Annotated in this window: 9 protein-coding genes; 7 read left to right on the top strand and 2 right to left on the bottom strand. The window is 55.7% G+C overall.

The window, feature by feature from the left end; translation table 11 throughout:
- Positions 1–29: 29 nt before the first annotated feature.
- Together ACAW75_RS05075 and ACAW75_RS05080 are read left to right on the top strand one after the other, a co-directional pair.
- Positions 30–1,001, top strand: coding sequence for an aldose 1-epimerase (locus tag ACAW75_RS05075; protein WP_370727592.1), 972 nt, complete (start codon positions 30–32; stop codon positions 999–1,001).
- 122 nt (positions 1,002–1,123) lie between these two features.
- Positions 1,124–2,239, top strand: a complete 1,116-nt coding sequence (locus tag ACAW75_RS05080; RefSeq protein ID WP_370727593.1) for an AI-2E family transporter — start codon at positions 1,124–1,126, stop codon at positions 2,237–2,239.
- 79 nt (positions 2,240–2,318) lie between these two features.
- Here ACAW75_RS05080 and ACAW75_RS05085 read toward each other — a convergent pair whose 3' ends face one another.
- On the bottom strand, positions 2,319–3,227 hold the full coding sequence (locus tag ACAW75_RS05085) for a hypothetical protein (RefSeq protein WP_370727594.1): 909 nt from the start codon (positions 3,225–3,227) through the stop codon (positions 2,319–2,321).
- A gap of 369 nt (positions 3,228–3,596) precedes the next feature.
- Between ACAW75_RS05085 and ACAW75_RS05090 the strand changes: the two genes are divergently transcribed.
- Both ACAW75_RS05090 and ACAW75_RS05095 read left to right on the top strand, forming a co-directional pair.
- Positions 3,597–4,886, top strand: coding sequence for a spinster family MFS transporter (locus ACAW75_RS05090; protein WP_370727595.1), 1,290 nt, complete (start codon positions 3,597–3,599; stop codon positions 4,884–4,886).
- An 85-nt stretch (positions 4,887–4,971) separates the two neighbouring features.
- Positions 4,972–6,276: a serine hydrolase domain-containing protein gene (locus tag ACAW75_RS05095; RefSeq protein WP_370727596.1), complete on the top strand. Its 1,305-nt coding sequence runs from the start codon at positions 4,972–4,974 to the stop codon at positions 6,274–6,276.
- Between the two features lie 154 nt (positions 6,277–6,430).
- Here ACAW75_RS05095 and ACAW75_RS05100 read toward each other — a convergent pair whose 3' ends face one another.
- A complete protein-coding gene (locus ACAW75_RS05100; protein ID WP_370727597.1) occupies positions 6,431–6,856 on the bottom strand; it encodes an EthD family reductase in 426 nt (141 codons plus the stop codon).
- 1,322 nt (positions 6,857–8,178) lie between these two features.
- On the opposite strand from ACAW75_RS05100, the gene ACAW75_RS05105 reads away from it, so the two are divergent.
- The 3 genes from ACAW75_RS05105 (at position 8,179) to ACAW75_RS05115 (ending at position 16,979) form a co-directional block, all read left to right on the top strand.
- Positions 8,179–8,970: a LytR/AlgR family response regulator transcription factor gene (locus tag ACAW75_RS05105; RefSeq protein WP_370727598.1), complete on the top strand. Its 792-nt coding sequence runs from the start codon at positions 8,179–8,181 to the stop codon at positions 8,968–8,970.
- A 201-nt stretch (positions 8,971–9,171) separates the two neighbouring features.
- A complete protein-coding gene (locus tag ACAW75_RS05110; protein WP_370727599.1) occupies positions 9,172–16,398 on the top strand; it encodes a choice-of-anchor Q domain-containing protein in 7,227 nt (2,408 codons plus the stop codon).
- 77 nt (positions 16,399–16,475) lie between these two features.
- The gene (locus ACAW75_RS05115; protein ID WP_370727600.1) at positions 16,476–16,979 is read left to right on the top strand and encodes a RidA family protein; all 504 of its coding nucleotides are present in this window, start codon (positions 16,476–16,478) and stop codon (positions 16,977–16,979) included.
- Positions 16,980–17,013 lie beyond the last annotated feature (34 nt).

Genomic DNA, 17,013 nt, shown 5'->3' on the forward strand with positions numbered 1-17,013 from the left:
TGTAGGCAGCTTTTGCCCCTGTTTCCAGTATGTTCACTATTGATACGCGCCCAATCGGCCCTGTTGAAGGCACTAAACCACTCACTGATTATATTCTTGCCAACACCGATACTGGTGAATGGGCCACCATTCTACCTGAATTTGGCGGTATCCTTCGTCAGTTGGTCTTACGAAAAGGCGATGTCAGGTATACACTGATTAACAGTCCCGGATCGGCCCAGGCGCTGCTGGCCGACGAAACCTACGCCAGCGCCCTGCTGTATCCGTTTCCAAGTCGCGTTTTTCAGGGAATTTACCGGTTCGAAGGCCAGGCCTACGCCTTGCCTATGAACGAAATGATGCGTGATAATGCATTGCACGGCTTCGTCCATACTAAACCGTTTCGGGTTGTTCGGCAGGAAACAACCCCGCATCACGCGCTGCTGGCTATGCTGTATGAATACGCTGGTGACGTACCCGGCTATCCGTTTCCGTTTGCCCTCACGGTCACCTATGTGTTGACAGCCGAGGGGGTAACACTTGCCTTCGAAGCGCGCAACACGGGCACTACCCGCTGTCCGGCGGCGTTTGGCTGGCATCCGTATTTCACCCTCAACGCGGCTCCTACCGACGAGTTGACACTTACGCTGCCCACGAAAAACGTGGTTACGCTCAACGAGCACATGATTGCCAACGGCACTCAGCCCACGCCTGCCGACCGGCTGGGTACGTTCAGTTTAAAAGACGTAGAGCTCGATACACCCTGGCTAGCCGATTTTAGTGAGGTCGACGGGCAGAGCCAGGCTAAAACCATTCTTGAGTGGCCTGCCGAGTCCGTGTCGCTGGAAATCACCCAGAGCGATGCCTTTGCGTATATCGTTGTGTACACCCCGTCGCGGCGGGATAGTATCGCGATTGAACCGCAGACTGCCAATGTGAACGCTTTTAATAACGGCGATGGACTAGCCATTCTCAATCCCGGCGAATTACTGGCTGGACAGATTAAGGTGCAGTTACGGTAATTAGTCTACCACCGCAGCCTGTCGACCGATAAGCCGGTGTATTGATGAGGTGCCTTTAGTGGCGTGCTGTTACGCACTTATCAGACATTGCAGTACCTTGTGCCGCTACAACGCTTAACTCGATGTCTGATTTATCCCGCCCCCATTATCATCAGTTTTCGCACTCGCTACTGTCGCTGGCCATCATTACACTGGCTATTTATTTCGGACAGGAAATTCTGGTGCCCTTAGCTATGGCCGGCCTGCTGGCTGTCTTTCTGCAACCTATCGAAAGCTGGCTGATCAGACGGGGCCTCCATAAGGTTATTGCCATTACGCTCGCCCTGACCCTGGCCATCATCGTCCTGTCGGGGCTAGGTGTGCTCCTATCGATCCAACTGGCCGATTTTGCCGATGATTTGCCCAAGCTCAGGCAGCATCTCACCGAACTATACGAGCAAGTGAGGCGGTGGGTACGTTCTGAGTACCATGTCAGCTACCGGCAACAGGATCAATACCTGAAAAAAGCGCAGGCACAAACCATGGAGGGCTTACAGGGCACCGAAGCAATCGGAGTGATCACCGGTCCGCTGGGTACCCTGATTCTGTTACCCATCTACGTCTTTCTGCTCTTGTATTACCGCACCATGCTGCTGCATTTCATTGTCGTTCTGTTTCCGCAAAAGCATACCGAGCGGGTACGCGAGGTACTGACGGAGGTAAAAACGGTCGTTCAGAGTTACGTAGTGGGGCTTTTGATCGAAACGGCCTGCGTCGCGGCCCTCAATTCCGTTGGCCTGATGCTGTTGGGCGTGCAGTATGCCATCTTGCTGGGTATCATGGCTGCGCTGCTGAACCTGGTGCCTTATATTGGCGGTATTGTCGCCACCTTTCTTACGGTACTGATCACGATGAGTTACCAGTCGGAAGCCTCTGTGCTGCTGGGCGTCGTGGGTATTTTCCTGCTGGTCCAGTTTATCGACAATAATTTGCTGGTGCCCTTCATCGTGGCGTCGAAGGTCCGCATCAATGCACTCGTTTCTATCGTTGGCGTGTTGGTAGGCGGGGCATTGGCGGGTGTATCGGGCATGTTTCTGTCTATTCCCGCCATTGCTATCCTGAAGGTTATCTTCGACCGGGTAGACAGCCTGCGCGCCTGGGGCGTGTTGCTGGGCGATCAGACGCCCGAGCAGGAAGGCAGCAAACTCTTCCGATTACGCCAGCGACAACCCAAAGCGCACAAAGCGGAGGAAGAATAATCTGCTCATCCAGGTACGTTCCTGATCAGGAACGTACCTGGATGAGCAGATTACTGCCAGTCAGCCACTGGACAGTCCATCAACCGAACACGCTTCTAAATTCGGCCAGTCGGTCAGCATCAGGCGGAGTATGGTCAATGTGTTTCAGCCAGGTCTGTCGCGCAACATGATGCGTACAGGGGCCATACGTAAACAGGGTGATCTGCCTGCCGCGTGAGGCCTCCCGTATCCTGTCTAGTACCGCTTGCAGAAGATGCCCTTCAAAGGGCGTGTACATGTAGAAAACAGTGCCATCGGTGTAGTCGGCACTGCGGGCATCTGCCTCAACGAACGTCACCTGCGCTAGATTGAGGTCAACCGCGCAGTTGCTGGCATACGTGCAATAGGCGGGCTCCAGCTCAACTCCTTTGGTGATCACTCCGGTCAGCAGGTTAACCCACATGGCGACTTGCCCTAAGCCTGCCCCGATATCATAAAAAACATCATCACCAGTGAATTGGGCTTTTCTGGCCACCTCGAAGATGATCCGGGCGGGCGTTTTCTGGTAATAGACCATTTCGGGCGCTCGTTCTCTGGTTTCTGCCGGCATCGGGTAGGTGGCAAACAAGCCGTTGGTAAACACATCGAGTTCATCATAACCAATGGCCGGGGGTACGTTCGCGCTATCTGAGTTAGGGCTGGTGTGGCTACTGATCAAGGCCCGCAGCGATGTACCCAAACAACGACCCGCCCGGATAGACGCCCTTAATCGCTGAAAAAAAACCGTATCCACAGCTTCCAGTTGGTCCTTTACCCGGGCAGCATATTGCTTTAACGCGAGCAGGGCTGTAGACGGACCGTTCTGTTGCAACAGGGTGTCGATGCGATCAAGGACATGAAAGTCAAGGAAGTCGATGGCTGTCTGTCGGCCCACAACGTTCCTGTCGTCGTAAAGAGCTACGTTATGGTCAATACCTTCAATATCAGATCGGATTGCGGCAATCATCATACGCTTACCGGCGGCTTCGGTTCGCCAGGGTTTGGCTAGCCATCCTGTACACTAAGATAGCGTACGTTTACCAGGGTCTACTCTCCGTTTCAGGTACGTTAGCATCGCTGAAGAATGGCCCGATAAGCCAACATGGGTTCACCCTCCTGACCACAAGCCTGCCAAAGCATTGCTGGTCCTCTTCCAGGCAGGTATTCCAGACCCCGGGTGACTGGCAGGAGGTAGCGTATCCGGGCTAACGAAGCGCCCACGGCCGATCTCAATCCCGAGGCTAACCGGTTAGTAAAAGAGCCTGACAGTCAGCTTTGTTTATAGCTCAAAACAACCTCAACTTTTCTGTAGCCGCCGAGCTGCTTCAGCTATACTTTTATGCACACCAGGGAAATCGTTAACAAGGAGGCAGTAAGTGGCCTGTACCGATCTTATGTCCTGGTCATGCTGACGTTGGTATACGTCTTCAACTTTGTTGACCGGCAGCTTCTGGTTATCCTCCAGGAATCGATAAAAAAAGAGTTACACTTATCCGACACCCAGCTTGGCGCGCTCTCCGGGTTTACGTTTGCCCTCTTTTACGTCACTCTGGGCATTCCTATTGCGCGGCTGGCCGACAGAACAAACCGCAGAAACATTGTGGCCGCGTCGTTGGGTCTGTGGAGCATCATGACCGCCTGCTCTGGGTTGGTGCACAATTTTCTTCAGTTACTCCTGGCTCGTATTGGCGTTGGTGTTGGCGAAGCGGGAGGCAGCCCGCCGGCCCACGCCATGATATCCGATTACTTCCCGCCCGACAAACGATCAACCGCGCTGTCGATCTATTCTACCGGTATTTATTTCGGGGTCTTGACGGGCTTTTTGATGGGTGGGTACCTGAGTCAGCAGCTTGGCTGGCGATCTGCTTTTTTTGTAGTGGGGCTTCCGGGCGTCATTTTTTCATGGGTGTTCTATCTGTCGGTAAAAGAGCCCCGGCGGGGCGCAACCGATACAGACACGACGTCGGCAGGTGCATCGCCCTCATTAAGCGAGGTGGTGAAGCGGTTGTATTCGACCAAAACCTTCGTGTATCTGGCAATGGCAACCGGGCTGCATGTCTTTTGCATTTATGGCCTGCTCAACTGGGCGCCCTCTTTTCTGTCGAGAATACACGGGATGAAAAACACCGAAATCGGCGCTTTACTTGGCCCAATCTTCGGTATTGGTGGCGCGATAGGTTCATTTGCCGGTGGCTTTCTGACCGATCATTTCGGGAAAACCGACAAACGGTGGTACCTGAACATGTCGGCCTATGCCATTATACTGTCTATTCCCTGCGTGGCAGGGGCCCTTTTTCTCCAGAATACCGTTTACTCGATCATTTTTTTAGGCGTAAGCGCCTCACTTCACAGTATGTATCTGGGGCCATCTGTGGCGGTAGCCCACAGCCTGGTGCCTGCGTCGATGCGTTCGCTCACCTCCGCCATCTTATTTTTCGTGCTCAACTTCATCGGCCTTGGCTTCGGTCCATTGGTTGTCGGTATGCTTAGCGATGGGCTTGCGCCGTCGCTGGGTGCTCAGTCCCTGCGGTGGGCCATGTCGATCATTATCATCATGAGCATTGGATCAACTACTCTCTTCCTGATCGCTGCCAGAAAACTGACGGCTGATCTACAAGTCGCGGGTTAATCTCCGTGAACGAAGCAGACCCTTGCCATTTCCCTACTGCCCAGCCCTTATTGACCCCTGAAATCTTATGACTATTCCTACCACTATGAATCGTTACGTTGTTGCGCTGCTTAGTCTGGTTGCCAGTACGGTTTACGAAAACACGGCACAGGCACAGGCAAAAATCCTGACCGAAGCGGCCCCGGCGGCCGGTGGGTTCTCGGCCGTCCGGCTGGCCCGGCTGGATTCGGGTATGCATGACTGGGTAAAACAGAATTGGGTGAATGGATCGGTGGTGCTGATCGCTCGCCACGGTAAAATCGTGTTCTACAAAGCACATGGCTACAACGACCCGAACAGGAAAGTGCCGCTCGACAAAAACGGAATCTTCCGGATAGCCTCTCAAACCAAGGCACTCACCAGCGTGGCTGTGATGATGCTCTGGGAAGAAGGAAAATTTTCGCTGGACGATCCGGTGTCTAAATTTCTGCCTGCCTTCGCCAATCAAAAAGTACTGGTGAGCTTCAACCCCAAAGACACCACCTACACGACCGTTCCAGCTAAACGACCCGTCACGATCCGCGACCTGCTGACCCACACTTCCGGCTTGGGCTACCCAGCGATTGGCACTCCGGCAGAGAATGCCATCTATGCTAAAAGCTACGTGACGGGCGGGGTTGGCGTGAAAGGCCAAAAACTGTCCGACGCCATGGATCGGCTTGGCAGTTTGCCGCTTTTCTTTCAACCCGGCGAACAGTGGAAATATGGTTTGAATATGGATGTACTGGGCTATCTGATCGAACGGTGGTCGGGGATGACCCTGGACGATTTTTTTGCCAAGCGGATCTGCCAGCCTCTTGGCATGAAGGATACGTATTTTAACGTGCCGCCCCAGAAAGCATCCCGGCTGGTTAACTTTTTCCTCGGCGATTCTACCGGCCGAATCCAGCAACAGGCTTCGGTTTTTGGGGGAGCGCTGGATATGAATTTTCCCCTGCAGAAAACCGACTATTTTTCGGGGGGTGGCGGTTTGTCATCGACCATTCATGATTACGCTATCTTCCTGCAGATGTTGTTGAATGGCGGGGAATATAACGGGGTGCGGCTGCTGGCCCGTACTACAGTGCGCCTAATGACCATGAACCAAATTGGCGACCTGACGCCAGCCTCGGGCGACCATGCCAATGCAAATACGTTCGGGTTTGGCTTTTACATCATCTCCGAAAAAGGCAGCCGATATACACCTAGCCAGGCAGGTACGTACTCGTGGGGAGGCGTTTTCTCGACATCCTACTGGGTTGATCCAAAGGAAGATATGGTGGTATTGATTTATCGACAAATGTGGGGGCCTTACGTTTCCAATACGGATAAAGCCTTCAGGCCTTTAGTGTACCAGGCCATTAATGATTGATCGACGACACCTAGCCCGTAGGAACTCACTCCCCACGAAAACCGATGGGGAGTGAGTCCGGGTTAGTAGGTACGTTCCTGCATTTACCGCCTGCTCACACGGAAGAAGCAACACCGGAGCCACCGGGGAGCAATCCCAAACTGCTTTCTGGAAATCACTTTATTACCTCACTGATCAGTATAGTTGGACTGATGTTGGTGTATTTTGGAAAGTCTGCCCGTATAGCCTCTCTATTTGGGGCGATAGCAGCCTGATAATCATTTAGGCTCTTCACATAAAAACTCCCAATCGCCATGAATGGCAATGGCGAGTTGGGTATCCCGTTTGCCATTCCTTTTTCTATAGTGTAACGTACCAGATTAGCCCCTAACAGACCTGCGACAAACGGCATATGGCTTTTTTCGTAATACTCCATATCAAACGTTTTGCCTTCTGCATAGGGGTACATAACAGATACCTTAATCAACCCTTTTTCGACAGCATCCGCGCCGATTTCGGGTTTGCGAGCGTTTCTTTGCTGGGCAACTGTTGAAAAACATATGCCCAGCGCTAGTAGCGTAACTACGAGTTTAATGTTCATACTGGTACTTTTTTAAGTGTTTCTACCCTGGTTGATTTGTCGCGGACGTGTACTCTGTCGGTCTGAAGCCACCTTCGCGAAGCGAAGTTAAAGCAGTTGGTTCCGAGTCTGTAGTTCTCTCCTGATAACTCTCACATCTTTGCTGTTACTATACAGAACAGGAGCCAGTGCAAGAGGAATGATGAGCAAAGGAAGTCCAATGGAGGCTTGCTTGTTGACGCACAAAAATAGGGCTGCCAATAGCAGTATCGACAGTAGTCCAGCGAGCGTAGCCGTTACGACCTGGGTTGTTTTTTTTCGTTTGAGCAAAGCCTGGTTGCTCATCTCTTGTATTTTCATAGAGCTAATGTAGGGTAAAACAGAGATACCTTATCGAAACGTTTACCCTGTCGTCAGGGCGCTGGAATGTAAGCCCAAACGTTGACTTTCGGCGTATTCCAGGTAAGCTTTTAGCCACTCCAAATAGCAAAAAAAACAGGGAAATACGCACAGCCTGCTGTATTCCGACGTGTTTACCGCCTGGCAGTAGCCTTTTGGGCAAGATCAGCCCATGCTCCTGCAGAACAATACGAATGCCCCCGCCAAAAGAGCTATCTTCAACTGAGCCTGTTGCAGTTGGTCAGCCACAGGATTGGGTGGTTCTGGAAGTGGATCAGCCACTGGGGAGTAGGTTGGCTTTGCATTGGCTGAAATACTGCCGCTTTTTGCACTTTTCTGTTTTTCATACTCAGCCCTTCAGTCCCGAAAAATGCCCTTATGTTGGTGCACCCAGTCGTTGATAGTAGCCCGGTTAAAGCCGTATCTGGCCTGTAGTTGGCGGTAGGTACCCCCCCATTGAGGTACTCCAGCATGATCTGCTCACGGCTGGGAGGTTGGTTGTTGTCGACCATACGTTTACGAAAAGTAGTGTCAACCTACTTCAGGACGAGACAGCAACGAGGCTCCAGCCACGAGCATTCGACGGTTGGCTGCCAATAAATCAAAACAGCCAGTAACAAAAGTGCCGTGACATTCCCAACGGGGGTAGCATCCAGACGGTTTTCTGTTACCCTACAATGAGGCTTCCTTAAGCAGGTGTACCGACATACTCTCATTTTGAAAAAGCCGCGTCAAGTAAGTCCTGGCGAGGCTGCCTGGTGGCGTTCGGTGTACTGAAATATTGGTTCAATTCCAGGCTCTTAGCCACAACAGGGATAGCGGTGCTCGTGTGAGATGAGCAGACTGTCTCTGTTTGAAGCGCCAATGCTATTTACGCTGACACAGAAGCAGATGCGAGTATAGTTGCGTAAATGAAGCTATATTGACGAACTATTTCGCTCCCGATGTACCAAGCCATGCCCGTTCAGCCATCCAGCCCCGATGAGTCGCCCGTACGACTGCTCGTCGTGGAGGACGATATGATTATCGGGGCCAAAATCGCCCTGCTGTTGACCAGCCTCGGCTACGAGGTAACAGGGGTAGTGGCGCGGGGCGAAGAGGCTCTGCACCATGTCGAAGCCAACCGCCCCGATATTGTATTGCTTGACGTGCAGTTGCGGGGCACGACCGATGGCATCGAAACGGCGCAGGCGTTACATGAGCTTGGTGCCATTCCGGTCATCTTTGTAACGGCCAACACCGACGAGGCGACCTTCAACCGGGCCAAGGCCACTCATCCCTATGCCTTCATCGGCAAACCCATCAACAACCTCGACCTGCAACGGGCCATTGAACTCACGCTGAGTTTACTGCCTGAACGTACCCAGCCGCCCACGGCCGACGTCTCCTCGTCACTGGAACAGAACGAAGCCCCTTATGTCTTGAACGACCGGATTTTTGTGCGTTACAAAGATCGCATGGTGCGCATTGCCCTGGCCGATATCCTCTACCTTGAAGCCGATCGAAACTACTGTCATCTATTCACCGCCGGGCAGCAGTACACCCTGACGACACCATTAAAACTACTGGAAGCGACCCTCCCCGCGCAGCAGTTTCTTCGGGTGCACCGGTCGTATATGGCCAACCTGCTGCGGGTAGACGAGGTGGCTGAAAACCGCCTCATGGTAGGGGGTAAAACCGTTCCGCTGGGCCACGTCTTCCGCGACGAACTGCTCCGCCGTATCCGCATGGTGTGACCGCTCAGTTACTCGTACAAATCGGCACGGGGTTGGGATAACAAAACGGGACGTTCGTCCGGGCGGGCTTGCCTGCCAATGGTCTTTAGGGTTGGTTTACAGGGCTGCTCCGCTGGAGTAGCCTTTTTTTATCCCGACCCTGCCATGCCTATCGGTAGCCTACGCCTCAATTGGTGCCGCCTCGTCGAACAGATTTCCGGTTTGACTATCGTTCATGTTGACGATGAAGTCAATTACAGCCTCGTCCCCGTTCGGATAGGCTTCAGAACGGGGTTGGGAATCTCCATTCCTGGTACGTTGCTGCTCTGCCTGCTGCTGGTCGCGGGGAAAGCCCAGACCGTCCGGTACGTATCGGCTACCGGCACCAACGCCACCCCTGCCACAGCCACAAGCTGGGCCGCCGCCACCAGCAACCTGCAGGGGGCCATCGACGCGTCGGTGGCGGGCGATCAGGTCTGGGTACGTTCAGGTACGTACAAGCCGGGCGGTGGTAGCCCCAGCGCCTCCAGCAGCTTCTCGATGAAGACAGGTGTGGCGATTTACGGTGGCTTTGCGGGAACAGAAACGACCCTGAACCAGCGTGTGCTGGCCGCTACGCCGACCACCATTCTCAGCGGCGACATCGGGACGGTGGGCAACAGCAGCGATAACTGCAACAACGTCATCAATAACAGCGCCAATAACCTTAATTCAACGGCCATCCTCGACGGGTTTACCATCAGTGATGCCAGCGGGGCAACGGCGTTTGGTGGGGGCATGTACAACCGGAATAGTAGTCCCACCGTGCGGAACTGCTTGTTTCAGAACAATTCAGTCAATTTTGGCGGCGGTATGGCGATCCTGGCCGATGGCAGCACGGCAAGCCCCACGCTGATCAACTGCTCGTTTTTGACCAATACGGCCAATGTTGGCGGCGGCATCTACATCAACGGCGGCAACTCGGGTACGGCAAGCCCCACGCTCATCAACTGCTCGTTTCAGGGAAATACGGCGGTAGGTGGCGGAGGAGCTGTTATGGTTATCACCCAACAGGGTACGGCTGCCCCACAGGCTACAAACTGCATTCTGTTGGGCACCATTCTCATGTCGTTCAATGGCGCCCAACCTACGTTTGTCACAACGAACTGCCTTATTCAGCCGGGAGCGGTATCGGGTGGGGCAGCGGGTAATTTCAGTCAGACCAACAACGTTGTCACGAATAGTTCGCCGTTTGTCAATACCACCAGCCCCCAGATCACCGACTGCTCGATGGCCATCAATGCGGGGCTGAACAGCGCGCCGGGCCTGAGCGGCATCACGACCGACGCGGGCGGCAACCCGCGCCTATTTCCCACGAGTGGCGGTACGGTCGATATCGGGGCCTATGAATTTACGGCGGTAGCTAATCCCAGCAGGCAGATAAGCATCACCCAGCAGCCTGCGTCGGTCTCGCTGGTGTGTGCGGGCAGCGCCGTGAGTGTGCCGGTTCTGGTGAGTGGTTCGTCGCCCACGTTCCAGTGGTTCCGGGCGCCGTTGGGGGGCGTGGGGGTGGCCAGTGCCGTGAGTGGAGCCACCACCGCCACGCTTACACTACCCAGCGCCCAAACCACCGATGCCGGTAGTTTTTCGCTGGTCATTACGGGCTGTAACACCGTGACTACCATTGCTTTTTCGCTCGTGGTGAACCCGCCGCTGTTTGTCACGCCCACTGGCGCAGGGGCGCAAAACGGCAGCAGTTGGGCCAACGCTTACGCTGGTAATGCGCTGCAAACGGCCATAAATGCGGCTCAGACAAGCTGCGGCAGGCAGGTGTGGGTCGCCGCAGGTACGTATAAGCCAACCGTAAATGGCACACCCACCACCGACCGCGACGCCACCTTCACCATGCAGCCCGGCGTGGCAATCTACGGCGGATTCATAGGCAATGAAGTCGCTCTGAGCCAACGCCCGGCCAGCAGCCTGAGCGTACCGCCCAGTACCACGCTCAGCGCCGACATTGCCAACAACACCAACGTCAGTGCCTACAACCTCTTCCGCAACGGCCCCGGCCTGACCGGCACGGCCATTCTCGATGGCTTTGTACTGGCGTTTGCGCTGGCCAACAACACGGGCGCTCAGGCAGGCAAACAAAACGGCGGGGCCATCTATAATAACGGATTGGGCAGCGGCAATGTGTGTAGCCCTACTATTCGCAACTGCTGGTTTATGAACAACTTCGCCTTCGGCGGCAGTGGCATCTACAATGGTGGCGCCAACAGTGGTAATAGCAGCCCAAGCATCAGCAACTGCCGGTTCGAGAACAACCAGCGGGCCGTTGGCGGCTTGACGCAGGGTCCAAATGGTGGCAATAACGGTGGGGGCGGCATCATGAACGATGGGGCCAACGGCGGCACCAGCAACCCGGTCATTAGCAATTGCCTGTTCCGAAGCAACAGTTCGTTTATTGGCGGTGGTATTCTCAACAACGCGGCGGTCAGCGGCGTGGCCAGCCCCACCATCGTTAACTGCCTGTTTCAGAGCAATACGACCTCCTCCACAACGGATGGCGGCAGTGGTATCTATAATGCCGGGATTCTTTCGGGCACCAGCAGCCCCTTCATTACCAACTGCTCGTTTCTGAACAATGTGGCCCAGGGCCGGGGGGGAGCCATTGTCAATGCCGCTACTGGTTCTACCACATCGTTTAGCCGACCCATCATCACCAACTGCTCGTTTCAGGGTAACGCGGCGCCATTGGGTGGAGGGGCCGTCTACAACGCCGTTGATGCGAGTGGACTGGTGTTGGCCAGGCTCGTTAACTGCGTGGCGTTCGGAAATGGCGAAGGGTTTAGTAACGGCGATGTGAAAGCCACCATGACGCTCACGTACAGCCTGTTTGAGCCAACTTCGGTAACCGGCACGGGTATCGACACGAGCGGACCGGGCAACATTACCACCACGGTAACGCCTTTCGGCAACACCAGCTCTACTGAACTTGGGTCCTGCTCGCCCGCCGTGAACGCGGGCCTGAACTCAACGACGGGGCTGACTGGTATCACCACCGATCTGGCGGGCAGCCCCCGCGTTACGGGCGGCACAGTGGACATGGGTGCCTACGAATCGCTGGTGAGCCTCGTGGCGGGGAGCGTTGGTGGTCCGCCCATTGTACCATACCCGCAGGAGTCGGCCAATATCCTCACCAGCCTGACGGCAGCATCGGCTTCCGCCACGCCCATCACGCTGACATGGCAGCAGAGCGGCGATAACGGTATTTTCTGGACCGACATCGCCGCCTCCAATGCCCAGAGTATCACGCTGCCCAGGCCGCTGACGACGGAGGGAAATCCCAACAAAACGTACCTGTTTCGGCGAATCATTACCGATGCCTGTAGCCGCTCGGCCGTCTCGACCCAGGCCAGTGTGAAGGTAATAAACTCCACGGGGCAGTTTGTAGGCTATGTTCGCAGCAGCGATGGTATCACCGGGGTGGTGGGCGTCACGATCACGGCGGTACGCACTACCACCGGGCTGGCGGGTAGCCCCACAAGCTGGACCTATACGTTCGTAACCGGCTCTGACGGTGCCACCGATGGCAGTTATAACCTCTCGCCGATTTACTACGGGGTGCCCGCAGGTACGTTGCCCACGAGCCTTACGACGGCTACGTTTACCGTTACACCCACCTATGCTGACCCCAACAACGCCACGCTCGTGCATACCTTCAGCCCAGCCAGCGAGGGGTTTACGCTCAACCAGTTCAATAGCCCCAAGACGATCAACTTCACCGACCTGACCACCTTTGGGATCAACGGCCAAACGCGGCAGGTCTGTTCCGACTGCATCACCGGCTTTTCGGGCCAAACGCCCGTGACGGGCAGCGTGACCTGCCCCGTCGATGGGGTGTCGGTGAAAACCTTCCGCAACGGTGCGCAGGTGAACCTGACCAACACGGCCTACCTCGAACAGCCCGCGCCCGGCAACTATGGGCGGTTTGCGGTGGCGGTCAACAACCCTGGCAGTTATTCGCTTACTGCCGAGAAAACAGCCCTGACCTTCACCCCGGCGGGGCAGTCTGTCAACGTAGTCACCAACGTGTATAACGTCAACTTCGACAGCCCCAGCTCGCAGACCATCGTGGGGCGGGTGGCGGCGGGCTGCAACGAAGCCATCGGGGCGGTGGTGCTGGAATTTACTGACCTGCTGAAAGATGGCAACGGCACTGACCGCCCTAGTTGTTTCCGCAAGCGCGTAACAACCAGTGCAACAGGATTTTATACTATTGAGCTACCGCGCCGGAAATATAAAGTGCAGGTCATCAGCCTCACCCCCAACGCCACAGCAGGTGTCAGTAGCCCCGATGTGGTAGCCTTTTTTACCAACCAATACCCTGCTGACTCGCTCATCCGCGACATCACATCGACCACGGCCGTTTCAACGCTGAACCTGACCTATCAGCGACCACCGACCCTCTCGATTGCGGGTTTGATAACGCCCGGCACCTGCGGCACAGCGGCAGGCTATTCGCTCATGGAGCAGGCTACTCCGCAGAACCTCACCGTGACGGCCTGGCAAGGGCCGGTTGCTACGGGTTGCCCCGTCAGCAGTGGCACCGTGCTGGTATCGACGAACATACAGGTCGATACCGGCGAGACCGCCACGGCAGTGGTGGGTAGTACTGGCCTCCGCAGCCTGACGATCGTGCCGGGTGTGCCCAACGTGATTGCGCCGTATTACCGCTACCTGAACGCGCAGTTTACCGACGCCTTCGGACGCACGGCTGCGCCCCTGAACCGCAACGTGGTGGTAACGGGCGTGAAGTCGGGGACAGCCAGTTTTCAGACCGTTTCGCCGCAGATACCGCTGCTCGTGTTGCATGACCCGCCGGGCGACGGTAGCTACAGCTTCTGGACGGGCAGTACGCAGCAGGAGCAAACGATGCGCTTTTCGTACAGCCTGGGCACCACGGTGAAGACCTGGTATCAGGCCAAAGTGGGGGTGAAGCTCCTGACGGGCCTTTTTGTGATCACCGAAAACTCGGTCTTTGCCACCCTTGGCGGAGGCATCACGGCTATGGCCCGCAATGTCAACGCCCGCGAAACCGTCATCACCAACACCAGCAGCAGCGGCATCTCGACCAACAATACGGCGGCAGCGGTGGGCGCGGGCGGCGACGTGTTCTACGGTACGGCCATGAATATGTGGTATTCAGTGGCGACGGTACTTACCTTCAACCCTGCGAGTTGCTCGGTTGTCGAGTCGCAGCAGTTAATTGTCGCCAACTCCGGGCAGGCGGGGACCGACTTTTATTATACCGCCGATTTTATCGAGAATACGAGCATTCCGAACCTGCGTTACCTGCTCAGTATCAGCACCGATTCAACGCAACGACGCAACTACCGGAACCAGATAAAGGTATGGCAGCAGGTGTTGGACAATAATGCCAAAAACAAACGCGAAGCGGAGTTTGTCCGCAATGTGAGCTTTGGTGGATTTCTGGGCGATATAAATTCGCAGATTACCAAATCAACGCGCAAGGCGAATACCATCGAATACACGGTAGACATCGATAACGAGGTGGCTGTTGCGTTGGGCTTCGAGGTGGCGGGCAACGGCTTTAGCGGTGGCGTGACGGTCAACCTCAAGACAGAGATCGGCGGCAGTGAAACCAACAGCGTTACTCGCGAGACGACCACGGGCTATTTTCTCCGCGACAACACCGGCGATAAACTATCGGTCGACGTGAAGACCGACCCCATCTACGGTACGCCCGTTTTCGAGTTGCTGGGTGGCGATTCGAGCTGCCCCACCGAGCCGGGTACGTTAGCGCGGGATAACTTCCAGCTTACGGCCCCCATCACGGTGGCGCAGAATGTAGCGCCCGGTACCGAAGCGGAGTTTACGCTCCGCATTGGCAACATCAGTCAGGTTAATACGGATGCATCACGGCAGGTGTGGCTCTCGCTGGACCCCAATAGTAACTTCGATGGGGCCTTGATTTCGGTCAATGGCAGTCCCTACGTCGGACCGATCCTCTACACCGTGAACCGGCTCAGCGAAGTACTCCTGACGGTGCGGGTCGGCAAAAGTGCCGCCTCCCGCGTGTATGCCTATGAGGGCTTACGGTTTCAGATTTCCGACGCCTGCTCGCCCAATGGCGGCACACTGCTGAAAACCGTCGCGCTGTCGGTCTATTTCCAGAACCCGTGTTCGCCCGTCACGCTTACCCTGCCCGATGCCAATTGGGTCAGCACCATCGCCGACAACAACACGCTGCCGGTGCTGATTGGCGGCTATACGTGGGCTAACCTCACCAATGTCACGTTTCAGTATCGGCCCACGGGTGGCTCCTCCTGGACAGATGCCTTTACGCGAACGCAGGCGCAACTCAACAACAGCGTGAACGGCACTCAAACCACCTGGAACACGACAGGCCTGACGGATGGCACCTACGACCTGCGCCTGAAACTGACCTGTCCGCTCAGCGGCGGGGCAACGGGGGTAGTCTATTCGGCCCGCAACAGTGGCGTATTCGACCGCAGCGTACCCGTGCCGTTGGGCAACACACAACCCACCAACAGCACCTATGCGGCAGGCAGCACCATCGGCATCCGTTACAACGAAAACATCGCCTGCGCCCAGCTTTCGGCCAGCAACGTGGTGGCCAAACGCCTCTCGAACGGCCAAACGGTGCCCCTCTCGCTGGGTTGTTTCCAGAACCAGATCGTGCTTACGCCCATCAGCAGCCTCACGCCCTTTACCGACGAGGTCATCAGCCTGACGCTCACGGGCGTGGCCGACGTGTATGGCAATGCCCGCATCACACCCGACTCGTGGGCTTTTCGGGTGGGCAACACCGCCCCGGCCAGTACGACCAATACCCTGTCGATAGCCGTGAGTGGCAGCCCTATCTCCGAGAGTTCGACCGGGGCGGTGCAGGTCGTCTTCAGCCGACCCATATCTACCACGGAAGCGGTTCTGGTCAATTTCAACGTCGCTGGCACGACCACGTACCCAGCCGACTTCACGACCGCCTACCTGAATCCCGCCTCGCAACCCCTTTCAGCCACCGTCAACGGCGTGAGCGGCAGCATCCTGATTCCGGCGGGCAGTACCACGGCCACCCTACTGGTGAGACCCGTGAACGATAGCTTCTACGAACCCGACGAAACCATCATCCTGACCCTGCTCGATGGTGGCAACTACACCGTCGGCGCGGCTTCATCGGTCACGATTGTGATTCAGAACGATGATGTGCCCTGCACGGGTACGTTCACCACGGTAAAAGCCGGTAGCTGGGCCGACCCCACCGTTTGGTCGTGCGGTGCGGTACCCAGCCTGACCAACGCTGTGCTGCTGAACCACACGGTGCAGCTACCGGCCAGCTACACGGCTCAAAGCCAACAGGTACGTTACGGCGCCAGCGGCCGACTAACGTACCAACCCGGCTCGAGACTCAGAATCGGTTTCTAACCCCAGCCTATACTGCCGGGGATCAGCCGTCGAACGCTACCGTCGCTTAGTGAGAGTGAAATAAAACAGCTATGACCATGAAAACCAACCCATTCGTCTCCCTTTTCACCCTTTCTGCCGCCCTGATCCTGTTTATCGTCGGTTGCAATACCGCTCCCCAAAAAGCAGATGAGAAACCAGCGGCTCAATCCGAGGCGCCGGAGTATTTTATGCTACGCCCCGACGTCGAGAAAGCGTATGGCTATTCCCATGCCGTTCGCATTGGCAATGAACTGAAAATATCGGGTGCGGTCAGTATGGACGACAAAGGAAACCTGACTGCCAAAGGTGATTTGGGACAGCAAATGAAAAATTGCTACGCCGATCTGGACAAAATACTGAAGCACTACGGCTACACCTGGAATGACGTTGTGGTCGAGAATATTCTGACCACGAACATGCCCGAATTTGTGGAACAGTCGGCTTACCGAAATACGATCTACAAAAAGCAGTTTCCGACCGGGTCATGGTTTGGCGTAAAGGAATTAGCACTGCCCGGCCAGTTGATTGAGATCGAGTTAGAGGCCTACAAGGTTAGGTAAAACCCTCCAGAACACATAAACGAGTGTTAGCCAC

The organism is Fibrella arboris (genome assembly GCF_041321095.1).
In the GTDB taxonomy this organism is placed as follows: domain Bacteria; phylum Bacteroidota; class Bacteroidia; order Cytophagales; family Spirosomataceae; genus Fibrella; species Fibrella arboris.

Coding starts and splice junctions, on each gene's coding strand:
- ACAW75_RS05075 (WP_370727592.1), top strand. CDS start 30: ATGTTCACTATTGATACGCGCCCAATCGGCCCTGTTGAAGGCACTAAA.
- ACAW75_RS05080 (WP_370727593.1), top strand. CDS start 1,124: ATGTCTGATTTATCCCGCCCCCATTATCATCAGTTTTCGCACTCGCTA.
- ACAW75_RS05085 (WP_370727594.1), bottom strand. CDS start 3,227: ATGATGATTGCCGCAATCCGATCTGATATTGAAGGTATTGACCATAAC.
- ACAW75_RS05090 (WP_370727595.1), top strand. CDS start 3,597: ATGCACACCAGGGAAATCGTTAACAAGGAGGCAGTAAGTGGCCTGTAC.
- ACAW75_RS05095 (WP_370727596.1), top strand. CDS start 4,972: ATGAATCGTTACGTTGTTGCGCTGCTTAGTCTGGTTGCCAGTACGGTT.
- ACAW75_RS05100 (WP_370727597.1), bottom strand. CDS start 6,856: ATGAACATTAAACTCGTAGTTACGCTACTAGCGCTGGGCATATGTTTT.
- ACAW75_RS05105 (WP_370727598.1), top strand. CDS start 8,179: ATGTACCAAGCCATGCCCGTTCAGCCATCCAGCCCCGATGAGTCGCCC.
- ACAW75_RS05115 (WP_370727600.1), top strand. CDS start 16,476: ATGAAAACCAACCCATTCGTCTCCCTTTTCACCCTTTCTGCCGCCCTG.